The organism is Streptomyces sp. NPDC091271 (genome assembly GCF_044757505.1).
Classification (GTDB): domain Bacteria; phylum Actinomycetota; class Actinomycetes; order Streptomycetales; family Streptomycetaceae; genus Streptomyces.
In genome coordinates, this window is record NZ_JBIVVD010000004.1 from 645,659 (window position 1) to 659,667 (window position 14,009).

The 14,009-nt window shown below is 69.8% G+C and carries 10 protein-coding genes; 7 read left to right on the plus strand and 3 right to left on the minus strand.

What is annotated here, in order from left to right; translation table 11 throughout:
- Window positions 1-1,435: 1,435 nt before the first annotated feature.
- From ACIQM3_RS19415 to ACIQM3_RS19425, 3 genes are all read left to right on the plus strand, one after another.
- Complete coding sequence (locus ACIQM3_RS19415) at window positions 1,436-3,949, plus strand: hypothetical protein (RefSeq protein ID WP_401625677.1); 2,514 nt, start codon at window positions 1,436-1,438, stop codon at window positions 3,947-3,949.
- A gap of 608 nt (window positions 3,950-4,557) precedes the next feature.
- Window positions 4,558-4,800, plus strand: coding sequence for a hypothetical protein (locus ACIQM3_RS19420; RefSeq protein ID WP_401625680.1), 243 nt, complete (start codon window positions 4,558-4,560; stop codon window positions 4,798-4,800).
- Between the two features lie 37 nt (window positions 4,801-4,837).
- Window positions 4,838-5,182, plus strand: coding sequence for a DUF6233 domain-containing protein (locus ACIQM3_RS19425; protein WP_401625683.1), 345 nt, complete (start codon window positions 4,838-4,840; stop codon window positions 5,180-5,182).
- A gap of 356 nt (window positions 5,183-5,538) precedes the next feature.
- Here the strand turns inward: ACIQM3_RS19425 and ACIQM3_RS19430 are convergent, their stop codons facing one another.
- Window positions 5,539-6,468, minus strand: a complete 930-nt coding sequence (locus tag ACIQM3_RS19430; RefSeq protein WP_401625686.1) for an AraC family transcriptional regulator — start codon at window positions 6,466-6,468, stop codon at window positions 5,539-5,541.
- A gap of 111 nt (window positions 6,469-6,579) precedes the next feature.
- On the opposite strand from ACIQM3_RS19430, the gene ACIQM3_RS19435 reads away from it, so the two are divergent.
- Window positions 6,580-7,260 (plus strand): NAD(P)H oxidoreductase, encoded by a 681-nt coding sequence (locus ACIQM3_RS19435; RefSeq protein ID WP_401625689.1) that lies wholly within the window; start codon window positions 6,580-6,582, stop codon window positions 7,258-7,260.
- A gap of 162 nt (window positions 7,261-7,422) precedes the next feature.
- On the opposite strand, the gene ACIQM3_RS19440 is transcribed toward ACIQM3_RS19435, so the two are convergent.
- Entirely contained in the window at window positions 7,423-9,507 is a 2,085-nt protein-coding gene (locus ACIQM3_RS19440; RefSeq protein WP_401625692.1) for a SpoIIE family protein phosphatase, read from the minus strand.
- Between ACIQM3_RS19440 and ACIQM3_RS19445 the strand changes: the two genes are divergently transcribed.
- The 3 genes from ACIQM3_RS19445 (at window position 9,506) to ACIQM3_RS19455 (ending at window position 12,813) form a co-directional block, all read left to right on the plus strand.
- Window positions 9,506-9,949: a hypothetical protein gene (locus ACIQM3_RS19445; protein WP_401625695.1), complete on the plus strand. Its 444-nt coding sequence runs from the start codon at window positions 9,506-9,508 to the stop codon at window positions 9,947-9,949. The genes ACIQM3_RS19440 and ACIQM3_RS19445 overlap by 2 nt on opposite strands.
- Window positions 9,950-10,726: 777 nt before the next feature.
- Window positions 10,727-11,317, plus strand: coding sequence for a carbonic anhydrase (locus ACIQM3_RS19450; protein ID WP_401625698.1), 591 nt, complete (start codon window positions 10,727-10,729; stop codon window positions 11,315-11,317).
- Window positions 11,318-11,337: 20 nt separating this feature from the next.
- Window positions 11,338-12,813, plus strand: a complete 1,476-nt coding sequence (locus ACIQM3_RS19455) for a SulP family inorganic anion transporter (protein WP_401625701.1) — start codon at window positions 11,338-11,340, stop codon at window positions 12,811-12,813.
- A 178-nt stretch (window positions 12,814-12,991) separates the two neighbouring features.
- On the opposite strand, the gene ACIQM3_RS19460 is transcribed toward ACIQM3_RS19455, so the two are convergent.
- On the minus strand, window positions 12,992-13,978 hold the full coding sequence (locus ACIQM3_RS19460; protein WP_401625703.1) for a zinc-binding alcohol dehydrogenase family protein: 987 nt from the start codon (window positions 13,976-13,978) through the stop codon (window positions 12,992-12,994).
- Between the last annotated feature and the right edge of the window lie 31 nt (window positions 13,979-14,009).

Below are 14,009 nucleotides of genomic sequence, written 5' to 3' on the forward strand. Positions count from 1 at the left end.
CCTCCCGCGTCAACACTTTCCCCGTCTCTGATAGTTCAGCCCTGGCTGCGCGAACTGGGCAAACGATGGGGCCGTTGGAGCATCAGCACGAACATCAGCGTCAACACCGTCGCGCAGAACCTGCGCTCCCTGCACCATCTCTCCCGGCATCTGCCACCGGACGCCGCGCCGGCCGACCTGACGCGCGCCAGGATCGAGACGTGGTTCGCCGCCCTGGCGGTCGACTACACCCGCGGTTGCTCATCTGGGCGGGGCACGGAGCACGAGGGCCTGTACTGCTGGCGGGTCGATGGCGACGGCCCCGGCCGTTGGCCCGTCGTCGTCCGGTCCTTCGACGGCCAGAATGATCTCCGCTTCGACTACCAGACTGCGCAGTTCGTCTGTCGCATCGTCCTCGACCCGCCCACCCGTTCACGATGGCCCGCTGTTTCGACACGCACTGCTTCATGAACTACGGGGAGGGCGACTGACCGAACCCACTGCCACGGGTATCCGGAGCACAGGTGGAGGAGCCTTCGAAGACAGAGCAGAAGTACGCGTCTACTCCGGAAGGATCACCAGTTGACCTGAGGTCTGCTGCCGAACCCGAGGCTCAGGTTTCGGTTCCCGACCAGGTGCATGCGGCCCAGGCGCGGCCCTGTGGGCTCCGCGCCCGTGGACGACATACGGCAGACAGCCATCACCCACGGCGGAATCCTGACACAAGGGAGGAGTTCGACGAGGCCCTTGCTGCGACCGGGTTGTTCCGATACCTGCGGTGGCTCATTTTCGTGGCCGCGGCCCTTTTGGCGGCGCTGAGCCTGAAGCCCTCCTCTGGCGGCGCCTCGATCTTCGCAGGTCTGCTGATGCTCGCTCTCATCTACGGTGCGCTCGGCCTGTTCCTGCCCCCGATGCTCGTAGACCACATGTTCCGTGCCGACCAGGCCACGGGGGAGAAGCAGGCCGTCATCGACGCCGCCGACTGCGTCAACTCCCGAGCTGATCCTGTGCTCCGACAAGGGCCGCCAAACCTGCAGGTTTGCCCACCGGCTCCGCGTACAGCGGTTGTCAGCCGGTGGGGGGTGACGCACAGAGCGAACGCCTGAGCCTGGCCGCGACTGAACCGCGCCTGCCAGCCCGTACCGTTGTCCAGCGGCGCATTGAGTGCCTGCTGCCGCGCCCGGGCAGCGCGTCACGTAGGCGGCGGTGACCTCCGCCGACCCACCGGCGGGCGGCTGCGCGTGGCTCGGGCCGCCGTGGTGCGGAGTACAGGCAGCCTCGCGCACGAACAGTCGCAGCGTGCCGTACTCCTCGACCTCGGCGGACCCCCCTACGTCAATGTGTGAGCAGCCCCTGGCCGCGGAGTCACCGCGGGAACGGGCGTCTAAGCTGTCGACGATCAACACCCCAGGACCTTGCGGGGTGTTGCGCGAAGAACCATGGGGAGGGCGGACCGATGTCCGGGACCAGTAAGTGGAACGTACGAAGATCGATCGGTTCGGGCCTGTGCACCGCGGTGGTGGGGGGAATCCTGCTGGCTCCAGGGGCGGCCACCGCCTCGGACGCGCAGCCCGTATCGACGGCCCGGGTGCCGTCCGTGCAGGGGGCCGCCGCGGACACGTCGCGGAGCGCCGCTCTCGGCGACGGCGAGCGGCTCAGCCTGGTAGACGGTGATGTGCGCATCACGAACAGCGGCGCGGCCGACGCCAGGACCTATGCCTTCGGTTCGGCGAACGGCGCGCTCGAAGTGCGTCCGACCTCTCTGCCGAGACCGGTGCGGCCCACCAAGATGCCCGTCCCGACCGCCAAGGCGGCCACGCCCGCTGCGGCGGCCACGTATTCCGTGAAACTGAACATCACCAACGCCGACGTGATGTCCAAGAGCTTCTACGTCTGGAACAGCAAGACCTGGACGTCGTACGCCGTCGACAGCGATGCCGTCGGCCCGTCCGCGTCCGTCAAGCTTCCGCCGGGCGACTACTTCTCCGTGGCGCTGCACAGCGACTGGCAGCGCCCGTCCTACCTCCTGACCCGCTCCTTCAAGGTCGGCACGGCCGCCACGACCGTCTCCTTCGACGAGCGTGCGGCGAAGGAGACCGGCATCAAGGTCGACGACACGACGGCTAGCCGCGAGTCCTCCGCCGTGTGGATCTCGGTGCCGGGTAACCAGCTCGCCGGATTCGCCGGGTCGGGTGCGGACAAGGTGTACGTCACCCCGTTCTCGCAGACCGGCACGGCGCTGCGGATCCACGACGTACTCAGCCGCAAGGGCAGCACCGCGAGCACGCCGAGCCCCTTCCGGTACGACCTCACGCACGCCTTCCGTAACACGGTGCCCGCCGCTCCGTACGCATCGGTGAAGCAGGCCTCGCTCGCGAAGACGGTCACCCGCGTGAATGCTCCAGGCACCCGGACCACCGCCGTGCTGCAGACGGTTCCTGACGTCGGGGAGTGGACCGGCGTCTACCTGGGCACGGCCGTGCCCGTGGCGGGCTCGGTCACCGAGTACGTCACGCCGGGCGTCTCCTACAGCAGGTTCCTCTCCTACGGAACCGGCGACTACTCCCTGCAGCTCCCGGCCCGTACCCTGGCCGCCGGCACCGCTCCCGCGGAGACCGTCGGAGCGGCGCCGCTGCAGCCGGTCCGGATCGAGGGCACAGGGTCCGAGCGGCGGGGCAACACCGTCAGGCTGAACGAATCCGGCGGTCTCGGCGACGCCGCCGGGCACTACGGCTCCGACAGCCGGTCGGCGGTCTCCTACCGGCTGACGGGTGACGGCGTGACCTACGCGGAGACCACCGCGGCGACGATCAACCAGCCCCTGGCGGCCCAGCTCCCCTCCGGCTCCAAGACGTACGCCGTGGAACAGACAATCAGGCACCGCGTGCCGTACCGGAAGCTGTCCACGACGGTGCGCAACGAGTGGACGTTCACGTCCGGCACCACGTCCTCGGCGACCGCACTGCCACTGGTCGACACCCGGGTGAAGCTCACGGGGCTCAGTTCCTCGAACCGTGCCGCCGGCACCCCAGTGACCGTCACCGCCACCGCCAGCACCCTCGCGCCCTCGGCGGCAGCGTCCGTCACCGGCATCGAGTACTCCGTCGACGGCTCGGCATGGACCTCTCTGCCGCTCTCCGGCACCACGGCGTCCCTCACGGTGCCGGCCACCGCGGCCCACGTCTCGCTGCGCGTCACTGCCACCGACGACCAGGGCGGCAGCCTGCGTCGCACCATCGAGCGCGCCTTCGCAGGGCCGGGGACCGGGGGCGATGAGACCATCGGCTCCACCCGGATCTCGAAGGTCGTGGTCAACGGCGGCAAGGCGGTCGAGTTGTCCGACCAGCCGCTCCAGGAGTTCAAGGCGACGTTCACCGCCACGGATCCGGCGGGCATCGCGAGCGGCGACATGTACCTGTACCACGGCTCGTACGACGCCCCGGACGGGGTGCTCTACGGTTCCTGGCCGGCGACCTGCACCAAGGTCAGCACAACCACCTCCTCGTGCGAGACCCACTTCGCCTACATCTCCCCCCGTTGGACCCTCGGTCTCAACGCGCTGGCGGGCACCTGGAAGCTCGCGGCCTGGGCGGAGTCGGCGAACGGCAAGAGCCTCACCGACCTCCACGCCGCCGCATCGGTGAACGTCCAGCGCGACTCGGCCCAGACCGCCAATGCCGCGCCGGAACCCGTGGCCAAGGGCAAGACGATCACCGTCACCGGCAAACTCTCACGTGCCAACTGGGAAACGGGCGGCTACCACGGCTACTCCACCCAGCCGGTCCGGCTCCAGTTCCGCAGGAACGGGACGACGACCTACTCCACGGTGAAGACGGTGAACACGGACAGCGTCGGGAACCTCAAGACCACGGTGAAGGCCTCGGTCGACGGGTACTGGCGCTACTCCTTCGCCGGCACCACCACGACCCCGCCGGCCACGGCCGCGGGCGACTTCATCGACGTGCGCTGACGGCGGAGCCGCGTGTGGGAAGGCCCTGGCCGCCGGATCCCGACCACCTGAGGGTCCGGCGGCCGGGGCCCTTCCGCGTCCTGCCGCGGTCACCCGTCAGCTGGTGAGGAACTCGGTGATCTCGTGGTCCACCTGGCCCGGCAGGGGGCTACGAGTTCGAGTGAACCGGGCCCTCTGCCCGTGACGGCGGGGACGGCCAGGCACGTTGAGCCGCCCATGCAACGAATGATCATTTCTGCGCCCTGGCCGCTGTCCTCGTCCCCCTGGCCGCCGCCCCTGAGGTGTCTGCTCCCACGGCGGTTCGGGCCTATGCGGACAAGCGTGCCAGGGACTGTGCGGGGGAGGGGCCTGGCTGCCGGCCGGGGGCTGTGGCCCACTACTGGTACAAGCGCGGCTCCTCGGCCCGTGGGGTGGGCTGGGTGTACGCATCGCGGGAGGGTGTGCGGTGGAAACGCCCTGGGGCCGGGACCGGCACACGGGCCCGGTGTACCCGCGCGGGACCCGGGTGTGCGTGCGGTTCAAGGGCTGTCCACGAAGACGTGCGTCTCGCTGAAGTGACCGGGGTGTCTGATTGGCGCCGAAAATCGAACATGCGATCTGATTGGTGGATGGAGCGCATCCCCTTCCCCGACGACCTCGTACGAGCCCAGCAGGAATGGCACGACACGTACCGTGCACTTGCCCTTTCGCGCCCGCGCCGTGCCACCGAGCTGCGCCGCCGTCTGCTCGCCCTGTCCGTCCGGATCCACTGGCACCCGTTCTGGTCCACCCCGCCCGGCCGCACGCCTGCGTCCCGGGTGGACCTCCGGCGGCGGACCGGTGGCGGCCGGCGGACGGAGGGTGCGGCGTGATTCGGCTGCCGACTCGATGCGGCCCCGAGGCATAGCCATGCCAGAGGGCACCCCGCACTCCGGCACCATCAGCGACCTGGAGAAGAACCGGGTCCTCCTTGACTGGCTGCGCTGGCAGGTCGGACAGACCGAACGACGCATCCGTGAACTGGAGATCCAGGAAGCGCAGGAACGGGCGCGACGGGAACGAGCCCGGGCGGAGATGTCGTGGAGGATCCAGCCGCAACGCTCCTCCTCGGTGGCGCTGCTGCACCGTGGCGGCTGCACCACCTCCCCGGACCAGGCGGGGCTCATCTCCCGGGAGGACGCCATGGTCGCACTGGCGGAACCGGACATCGAGCCGTGCCAGGTCTGTCGGCCGGACACCGGACTGCTGAGCTGAGCCGACAGCCCGCACTAGGCCGCCACGATCTACGCGGCCACGTACGTATGCGCGCGCCCGCCCCGCCCGGCGGAAACGATCTGAAGATCCGCCCGGCCAGAAGTTGGCGCTGTCGAGCACCGCCTGGCGCGAGGTCGCGAGGCTTGGGACGATCAGCGCGGCCTCCTAGGCGCCGGGGACCACGACGGGGACCCGAACCGTTCCAGCAGGGCCAGAACTGTCGGGTGCTGCAGCCGCAGGGCCCGGCCCGTTCCAGCGGCGGGTGGATCTGGGCGAGTAGGCCGTGGAGCCGGTTGGTGACCGTGGCTCGCCTGGTGGAGAAGCAGGCCCGTGTCTCTGCGGCCGCGTGCCGTGACTCACGCCGCCGTGGTGCGGAGCGTGCTGGGACTGAGTCCCTTGTGGCGTTTGAATGCGGTGCTGAAGCCGAAGGCGTCGGCGTAGCCGACGGTCTTGGCGATCTGGGCGATGCTGAGGTCGGTGTCGGCCAGGAGTGCCTCGGCGTCGTCCATGCGGCACTCGGTGAGGTAGGTGAGGGGCGGACGGCCCATCAGCTCGGTGAAGCGCCGGGCGAACAGTGCCCGGGAGACGCCGGCCTGAGCGGCCAGCGACGCGACCGTCCAGCTCTCGGCGGGCCGCCCGTGGAAGGCGTGCAGGGCGGGGGCGAGGACCGGGTCGGCGAGGCCGCGGTACCAGCCGGGCGCGTCGGCACCCGCCCGGTCGAACCAGGTGCGCAGCGTGCAGACCAGAGCCCAGTCGAGGAGCCGGTCCATCAGCGCCTGCGAACCGGCGGAGAGCCGGGCGGCATCGGCGGCGGCGTCCTCCAGCCAGGCGCAGACCTCGGCGTCCTCGGCGACGACCAGGACGGGCGGCAGGGCGCGCAGGAGCCGTTCGTGGCGGTGCCCCGAGGCGCGGTAGGCGCCCACGATCAGCGCGGTCGCTCCCTTCGGGCCGGTGCCCCAATGGATGCCCTCGAGTTCCTGGCCGGCGCAAGCGGCGTCCGCGGTGAAGCAGTTGATCTCGTACGTGGCGTGGGGGCGGTGGACAGTGGCAGGCTCGTCCGCGAGGCGGAACCGTGCGGGGCCCCGGACGATAGCCGTGTCACCCGCGCCGATCACCCGCTCGGTGCCGTCGGACAGCAGCAGTGTGCCGCCGCCGCGCAGCACGCTGACCATGGTGAGCGGAGCTGCGTCGGCGAAGGTGATACTCCAGGGCGCCGTCAGCACGGCATGGCTGACGACCGAGCCCTCGGCCCGGATGCCGCTCAGCAGTGAACTCAGAGGATCCACAGCGCAATCGTAGACGATCTCCTATGTCCTGGAGGGTTTCTCCCATGGATCATCTACGGTGCCGCGGTTGTACTGGACTCACCGCACCAGACCGAGCCGTCGGGAGACACCGTGCCGCAGCACAGCAGTGACACCAGGACAGCCCTTGTGGTCGTCGCGCATCACCGCAGCGATTCCCTCACCGCCCTCACCGCCCGCCGCGCGGCTGCCCAGCTCGAGGCCGCCGGATACCGCATCGACCTGCTCGACCTGCACGCCGAGGGGTTCGACCCGCGGATGAACGTGGAGGACCAGCCGGACTGGGGCGACCGGGAAAAGCCGTACTCGGACGAAACGCACGGCCACATGCGGCGGATCCTCGACGCCGATCTCGTCGTCGCCGCCTTCCCGGTGTACTGGCAGAGCGTGCCCGCCCTCCTCAAGGGATGGATCGACCGCGTATGGAACTACGGGTTCGCCTACGGCCGCAGCAAGCCCCGCCTGGCGGGCAAACGCATGCTGTGGCTGGCCCTGGCCGGCGCCACCGCCGACGACCCCATCGCGGAGTCGATGCAATCCGTCCTCGAGGCCAACCTGAGCGACGGCATCGCCTACTACTGCGGCTTCTCCCGCTCCACCGTAGGCCTGCTCCTGGACGCGGAGGAGCGGCCGCAGCGCATCGACGCCGAGGGCAATCTGCTGGTCGGCGATGCGGTCGCCGGCGCCGAGCGGGAGGCGCAGTACACCGAATTCGACCGTCGGACACGGAAGTTCGTGGAGGAGTTCCTCGCGGAAGGACTCGTCGCGGCCTGACGGCCTCCGGATCCCGTGGGCTGACACTGCAGCAGTACGTGCGGGGACCTGGCGCCGCCCGTAGGCGTCGTCGTCGCCTCGATCCTGTACGCCGTCCTGACGCGCGTCCCGGCCGTGTGCCGGTGGGGTCGTGAGCCGCGCCACCGTGCTTCGAGGGCCCTCCTAGGGCACGGCGACGGGTATTTCGCACCACACGGTCTTGCCATTGCCGCGGGGTTCGATCCCCCAGGCGTCAGCGAGCTCTTCGACGAGCATGAGGCCCCGGCCGGATGTGTGCAGTCCCGTGGCGGCACGGCGTCGCGGGGAGGCTGGTGACGTGTCGCTGACGGTCAGACGCAGGGCTCGCCCGCCGTTCTGTACGGGCCTGGCCGTCAGCGTGGTGGCGCCGCCCGTGTACAGGAGGGCGTTGGTGACGAGTTCGCAGGCGAGCAGCTCAGCGGTGTCGCTGAGGGCCTCCATCGACCAGCTGCTCAGCGCTGCACGCAGTGCGAGCCGTGCCGCCCGTAGCGCGTCGGGGTCCTGGGGCGCGATGTCGGTCTCCCATTGCGGGGCCGGGACGGGCCTTCCCCGGGAACGCCGCAGGATCAGCAGCGCCACATCGTCCTCCCCTCCCGTGTAGGCGGCCATGCTGTGCAGCAGGCGGTCGGCGAGGTCGTCCGGTTGCTCAGGCCCGGCGCGCAGGGCCCGGAGGAGCCGACTGCGCCCCTCGTCGATGTCTTCCGCGCGGGCCTCGATGAGCCCGTCCGTACACAGCACGAGCGTCGAGCCTGGCTCCAGGACCGCCTCCGAAGCCGGGTACACGGGCTGGGCACCCTGAGCCGCGAGGCCGAGCGGGAGCCCACCGGGGATGTCGAGCCACACGCTGCTCCCGTCCGGGCGCCGCAGCAGGGGTTCCGGGTGCCCCGCGCGCACTATCGAGGTCATTCCCGTGCGTGGATCGAGCAGGGCGATGAGACAGGTGGCGAAGCGGTCGGTGGCAAGCTCCGTCAGAAAGACAGAGGTGCGTGCCATGACGGTGGTCGGTGGGTGGCCCTCGGCGGCGTAGGCCCGCAGGGCGACGCGGAGCTGCCCCATGATGGCAGCGGCTGTCACATCGTGGCCCTGCACGTCGCCGATGACCGCGGCGATCCGGCCGTCGGGCAGCGTGAGGGCGTCGTACCAGTCACCGCCGATGCCTCCCCGGGCACGGGTGGGCCGGTACCGGGTCGCGAGGGTCAGGCCGGGGGCGTCGGGGAGGTGCCCTGGGAGCATCGCCGTCTGCAGTCCGGCGGCGAGCTCGTGCTCCTGGTCGTAGAGGAGAGCCCGTTGCAGCGACTGGGCGATGACTTTGCCCAACGCGGTCAGTACGGTCCGCTCGTCCTGCGGGAAGCCGGCCCTCCCCTCGTAGGTGAGCCCGACGGCGCCGATCGGGGTGTCGTGGGCGATCAGCGGGAGGAAGGCCGCTGCTGCGGCCCGCGGGAACTTCGTCAGGTAGGGCTCGACGGCCGGGTACCGCTCGACGAAGTCCGTTCGGTCGGTCAGGAAGACCGCCTCCCGGGTGCGGGCCGCATCGGTGAGGGGAAGGGGTTCGTTCAGACGGGACAGGTGGAAGTCGCGGATGAGGTCGTCGGCCACGCCGTTCGCTCCGGCCAGTCCCATACGGCCGTTGTCGACCAGGCCCAGGACGATGCTGGAGGCGCCGATCTGCTCCAGAAGCCGGGTGGTGGTCAGCGCCTCGGCGACGTCCTCGACGGTGAGGGTCGGTACGAGGGCGTCGCTGACGTGTCCCACGATGTCGGCCTGGCGGCGTCGCTCGTTCCTGGCGATGCGCAGCTGTTCGGTCTGGTCGACGGCACGCAGTTCCTGGGTGGCGTCACGGATGATCCCGATGACGCGGACCGGGCGTCCCCCCGGGTCGCAGACAACGTGGCCTTGGGTGTGGGTCCATCGCAGCGCGTCGCCCTGGTGCCGGCGGATCCGGAAGTAGAGGCTGAAGCCGGAACGCTCTCTCAGCGCACGTTCCACCTGCTCCTCGATCGCGGGCAGTTCCACGGGGAGCATCCGCTCACCGAGCGTGCTGAGACGTCCGTCGAACTCACCCGGCCTGAACCCCATCACGGCAAGGCCGCCGCGGTCGTAGCGCATCTCGCCGCTGGCCAGGTCCCAGGTGAAGCTGCCCATGCCGTTGACCGCCAGAGCGACACGGGCGGCGGCCTGAGGACGGCCCCGCGGACCGAGTCCGCCGTTCGGCTCGAAGGAGTAGCTCATGAACCTCCTACTGACCGGCTCCGCGCTGCGCCCGGAGCGCCGGGCCGAGGGGTCGCGCGGGGTGGTCAATATCCCCATTCTGCGCGGCATCGCTTCGGCACGCCTGTCCTGCCATCGACGTCCTCGCCGCATTCCGGGTCGCGGTGCAAGTGAAGGGGTCGACCGGCCGCGGCTGCGCGCCGAGCTGGTGCTGGCCGCGATCACCAGGGTCCTGCTGGGGCGCCACTTCGACCTGATCGAGCTGTTCCGGGGCACCGTGGTGAGCGAGGCCCAGCCAGGACATCGGCTGCGATGGAAGGGCAGGGCGTCAGGCATCAGATCTTCCCGGCAGCCATCCGTCGGACGCCGTCGTCCGCCGGCACCCCAGGCCGTGCTGTCCTCTCCAGAGCGTCCGCTCGGCATGGGGAGAACTTTCCCCCAGGTTGAATTACGCCCCGGATGAATTCCGCTGAGGTGTCCACGCTGCGCATGGCGAAAACCGACCGGCTTGAATTCACCTGTCATACTCGAATATTTCGCAGGTCCTCCTCATGCCCGTAAAACGGAATTAACATCGCGAAGGATTTGCTCTGCTAGCGTCTTCTGCAGGTAAGTCGGTCGGCTCGGGTGGTATGCAAGATGCGGTGGGGGTGCGGATGAGGATTGGAACCCCCTGGGGCATCCGCGCGCAATTCCTTGTGCTTCTCGCCACATTTCTACTGGCCTTGCCATTCATCGCGTCATTCTCGGAGCCGGCGTCCGCGCACGGTACATCCGTGTCCCTCGCCGGTGCCTCGGACGCGGACGCGACCATGCTCCCGGCCGGTTACGCGGAAGCGGCAACCGATCAGGAATCCGTGTCGTGCGGATCGCACGGGGAAGCCGACCCGCACGGCCTCCGGCGTACACGTGACCGGCACCGCCCCGCAACAGGTCCCGTTCTGGACGACACACGCGCGCGTTCCGCGGCGGTATCAGCCCCGGCCTTCGGCGTTCCGACGGCCGTGCTCCCCGCCTTCGGCCACTCCCATTGCCAGCTGAGAGCCGCGACGGCCCATTCTCCCGCAGTACTTCAGGTGTTCCGCTGCTGAGCTGACCCGCAGGTCCCGGCGCCCGACGACCCACCCGCCACGTCCGCCTCGCGCGTCGACGTGGGGTCATGTCGTCGTGCCCGTATTCGCCTTCGTAGTCGTCCGTACACCCGACGCGCCCTGATGGCGCGCCAGGAGGAACATCTGTCATGCAACCGTTCATCGAGCACGCTCGCTCGCTGGCCATACGCTCCGCCGTGCGTCCCGAGGAGTTCGCCCGGCTGGCCGCGGGGCAGTCGCCGCAGGTCCTGTTCATCACCTGCTCCGACTCCCGCGTCGTCCCCGCTCTGATCACCGGCGCCCGCCCCGGTGACCTCTTCGAATTGCGCACCGCGGGCAACATCGTCCCGCCGCACGACTCCGGGCACCCCACGAGCGAGGCGGCCACGGTGGAGTACGCGGTGGAGGTGCTCGGGGTCCAGGACATCGTCGTCTGCGGTCATTCGCACTGCGGGGCCGTCGGGGCACTGGTCCGTGGGGAGGATCTGACCGCGGTGCCCGCGGTGCGCGACTGGCTCACGCACATGACACCGTGCCCTGAAGGAGAGGTCGAGGACGCAGCCGTGACCGAGGCCGTGCAGAACCATGTGCTGACACAGCTGCTGCGTCTGCGCGCCTATCCGTGCATCAAGCAGCGCCTGGACGACGGCAGGTTGAATCTGCACGCCTGGTTCTACGAGGTCCACACGGGCTCCGTACGCCGCCATGACGCGCACTCCGACTCCTTCCAGGCGCTGTGAGGGACACCGTGGGCTTCTCGATGAAATTCCCTCACCTGCGACAGGACTTCGCCGCCTCGCTCGTCGTGTTCCTCGTCGCACTGCCGCTGTGCGTGGGTGTCGCGGTCGCCTCAGGTGTACCGGCCGAACTGGGCCTGATCACGGGCATCGTGGGCGGCCTCGTCACCGGCCTGATGCGGGGAAGCAGCCTTCAGGTCTCGGGCCCCGCGGCCGGGCTGACCGTGCTTGTCTTCGAGGCTGTACGGCAATTCGGGCTGCCGGCGCTCGGCGCCTTGGTCCTGGTAGCCGGAGTGCTGCAATTCGCCATGGGGGCGCTCAGGCTGGGCCGCTGGTTCCGCGCCATCTCGGTCTCTGTCGTCGAGGGCATGCTTGCCGGGATCGGGCTCGTCCTCATCGCGGGGCAGATGTACGCGGCCACCGGCCAGGAGGCGCCTGCCTCCGGGCTGGGCAAGCTGGCCGGGTTGCCGTCGATGCTGATCGAGGCCGTCGGCGACACCACGGCGCTCACCTCGCTGGTGCTCGGAGCCGCGACCGTGAGCGTCATGGTGCTCTGGAGGCGGACGCCCAAGAAGGTGCAGGTCGTTCCGGGCGCGCTGGCCGCCGTGGCGCTGGCCACGCTCGCCACCCTTGCTCTCGACCTGCCGGTCGCCACGGTGGAGGTGCAGGGCCTGCTCGGCGCCATCCAGCCTCCCGGGCTCGACGCATTCGGTGAGATGGTGAGCGTGAGCGCGCTCGGAACTGTGCTGGCGTTCACACTGATCGCTTCAGCCGAGTCGCTGTTCAGCGCTGCGGCCGTGGACCGGCTGCACGACGGACCGCGTACTCAGTACGACAAGGAACTGATGGCTCAGGGAACGGGCAACGCCGTGTGCGGTGCCCTGGGTGCGCTCCCGATGACCGCGGTGATCGTCCGCAGCTCCGCCAATGTCCAGGCCGGTGCGCGGACCAAGGCCTCCCGTGTCCTGCACGGCGTATGGCTGCTGCTCTTCGCGGCACTGCTTCCGTCCGCTCTCGCGCTGATTCCGCTGCCCGCTCTCGCCGGCATCCTCGTGCACGCGGGCTGGAAGCTCATCCCGCTGCGCGCGATCCGGGCCCTGTGGCGTGAACACCGGGGCGAGGCACTGATCCTCGTCGTGACTGCCGTCTCCATCGTCACGGTGAACATGTTCGAAGGCGTTCTGATCGGCCTGGCCCTATCCGTCGCCAAGACCGCCTGGACCGCTTCACACATCGAGTTGGAGGTCGTCGACAAGGGGGCCGGCCCACTTCAGGTGTACCTCTCCGGCAACGCCACCTTCCTGCGGCTGCCGAAGATTCTCGACAGTCTGGAGAAGCTGCCCCAGGACCGGCCGATCGGACTCGACCTCTCAGGCCTGCACCACCTGGACCACGCGTGCCGGACAGCGCTCGAGAACTGGGCTTCACGCCACAGCGACTCCGAAACCGAGTCGGTCACGATGACCGGGGCGCGTATGACGAAGGCCATGGCCGACTGACGCATCCGCATCTGTGGACGAGGGCCGCATCGGCTCTCGATGTGCTTGCTGACCGCTGCGTGCCCGGGAGCCGTCTCTCCCGTGGCACGCAGCGGTTCCAGTGATGTCCGGCTGCTTGACTGCGAGTGTTCAGGGCGACAGGGGGCTCGCCCCTGTCCCGGCCGGCGTCTGCCCGGTGTCACGCCACGGTCAGGACGATCTTTCCGTGGGCCTGGTGGGAACGCAGGCGCTCGGCGGCGGGAGCCGCGTCCTCCAGGCTGTAGGTGCTGTCCCTGAGGGCACGCACGTGCCCCTCGGAGATGGCGGGACCGACCTGGTCGACCGCGGCGGACAGCACCGCGCCGAGTTCGGCGGCTCGGGTGAAGCCGAACGACACCCCGAACACGCGCAGGTGCCGGTAGGACAGGGCGTCGATGTCGATGGTCGAGGTGGCCGTGTCCAGGCGTCCGATGTTGACGACGGCACCGTCGACGCGCGTGGCCGGCAGGCAGTCGGCGAACGTCCGGCCGGCGACATGGTCCAGGGCCAGGTCGACGCCGTCGCCTCCGGTGGCGTCCAGCACCGCCTTGGTGAGGTCCTGCTCGCCGGTGACCACCACCACGTCGGCGCCCGCGCCTTCCAGCAGCTCCCGCTTGGCGGCCGAGCGGGTGGTGGCGATGATCTGCCGTGCTCCGAGGGCCTTGGCGATCTGTACGCCGATCAGGCCGATGCTGGAGGTGGCTCCGGTGATCAGGACCGACTGCCCCTTCCGGAAGCCGCCGGTCATCATGGCGCCGTGCTCGGTCAGCAGGCCGGTGGGCAGGGCCGAGGCGTCCTCGTACCCGAGACCGGCGGGGATGGACACCATGTGCCGGTGGTCGGCCAGGACGTACTGGGCGAAGCTTTCCGGTGTCGTGCCCATCACCCGGTCACCCACGACGGGCGTGGCCACGCCGTCGCCGACGGCGGCGACGACACCGGCGAACTCGTACCCGGCTCGGTACTCCTTGCCCGTGCCCCCTGCGGTGGGGTCGGCCTCGGCGAGCATCGAGACGTCGGCGTTGTTCAGGGCCACGGCACGGTTGCGTACCAGGACCTGGCCGGGGCCCGGCTGGGGTACGGGGACTTGGCGGACGGTCCAGTCAGGGCCGGTGCCGCCGATCAGGGCGGTCATCGTCTCGGGCATGAGCGGGGGCTCCCTTTGCGTGAGGGTGTGC

What these genes read in the sequence shown, in the direction of transcription:
- ACIQM3_RS19415 (WP_401625677.1), top strand. Translation starts at nt 1,436, where the DNA reads ATGTCCGGGACCAGTAAGTGGAACGTACGAAGATCGATCGGTTCGGGC.
- ACIQM3_RS19420 (WP_401625680.1), top strand. Translation starts at nt 4,558, where the DNA reads ATGGAGCGCATCCCCTTCCCCGACGACCTCGTACGAGCCCAGCAGGAA.
- ACIQM3_RS19425 (WP_401625683.1), top strand. Translation starts at nt 4,838, where the DNA reads ATGCCAGAGGGCACCCCGCACTCCGGCACCATCAGCGACCTGGAGAAG.
- ACIQM3_RS19445 (WP_401625695.1), top strand. Translation starts at nt 9,506, where the DNA reads ATGAACCTCCTACTGACCGGCTCCGCGCTGCGCCCGGAGCGCCGGGCC.
- ACIQM3_RS19440 (WP_401625692.1), bottom strand. Translation starts at nt 9,507, where the DNA reads ATGAGCTACTCCTTCGAGCCGAACGGCGGACTCGGTCCGCGGGGCCGT.
- ACIQM3_RS19450 (WP_401625698.1), top strand. Translation starts at nt 10,727, where the DNA reads ATGCAACCGTTCATCGAGCACGCTCGCTCGCTGGCCATACGCTCCGCC.
- ACIQM3_RS19455 (WP_401625701.1), top strand. Translation starts at nt 11,338, where the DNA reads ATGAAATTCCCTCACCTGCGACAGGACTTCGCCGCCTCGCTCGTCGTG.
- ACIQM3_RS19460 (WP_401625703.1), bottom strand. Translation starts at nt 13,978, where the DNA reads ATGCCCGAGACGATGACCGCCCTGATCGGCGGCACCGGCCCTGACTGG.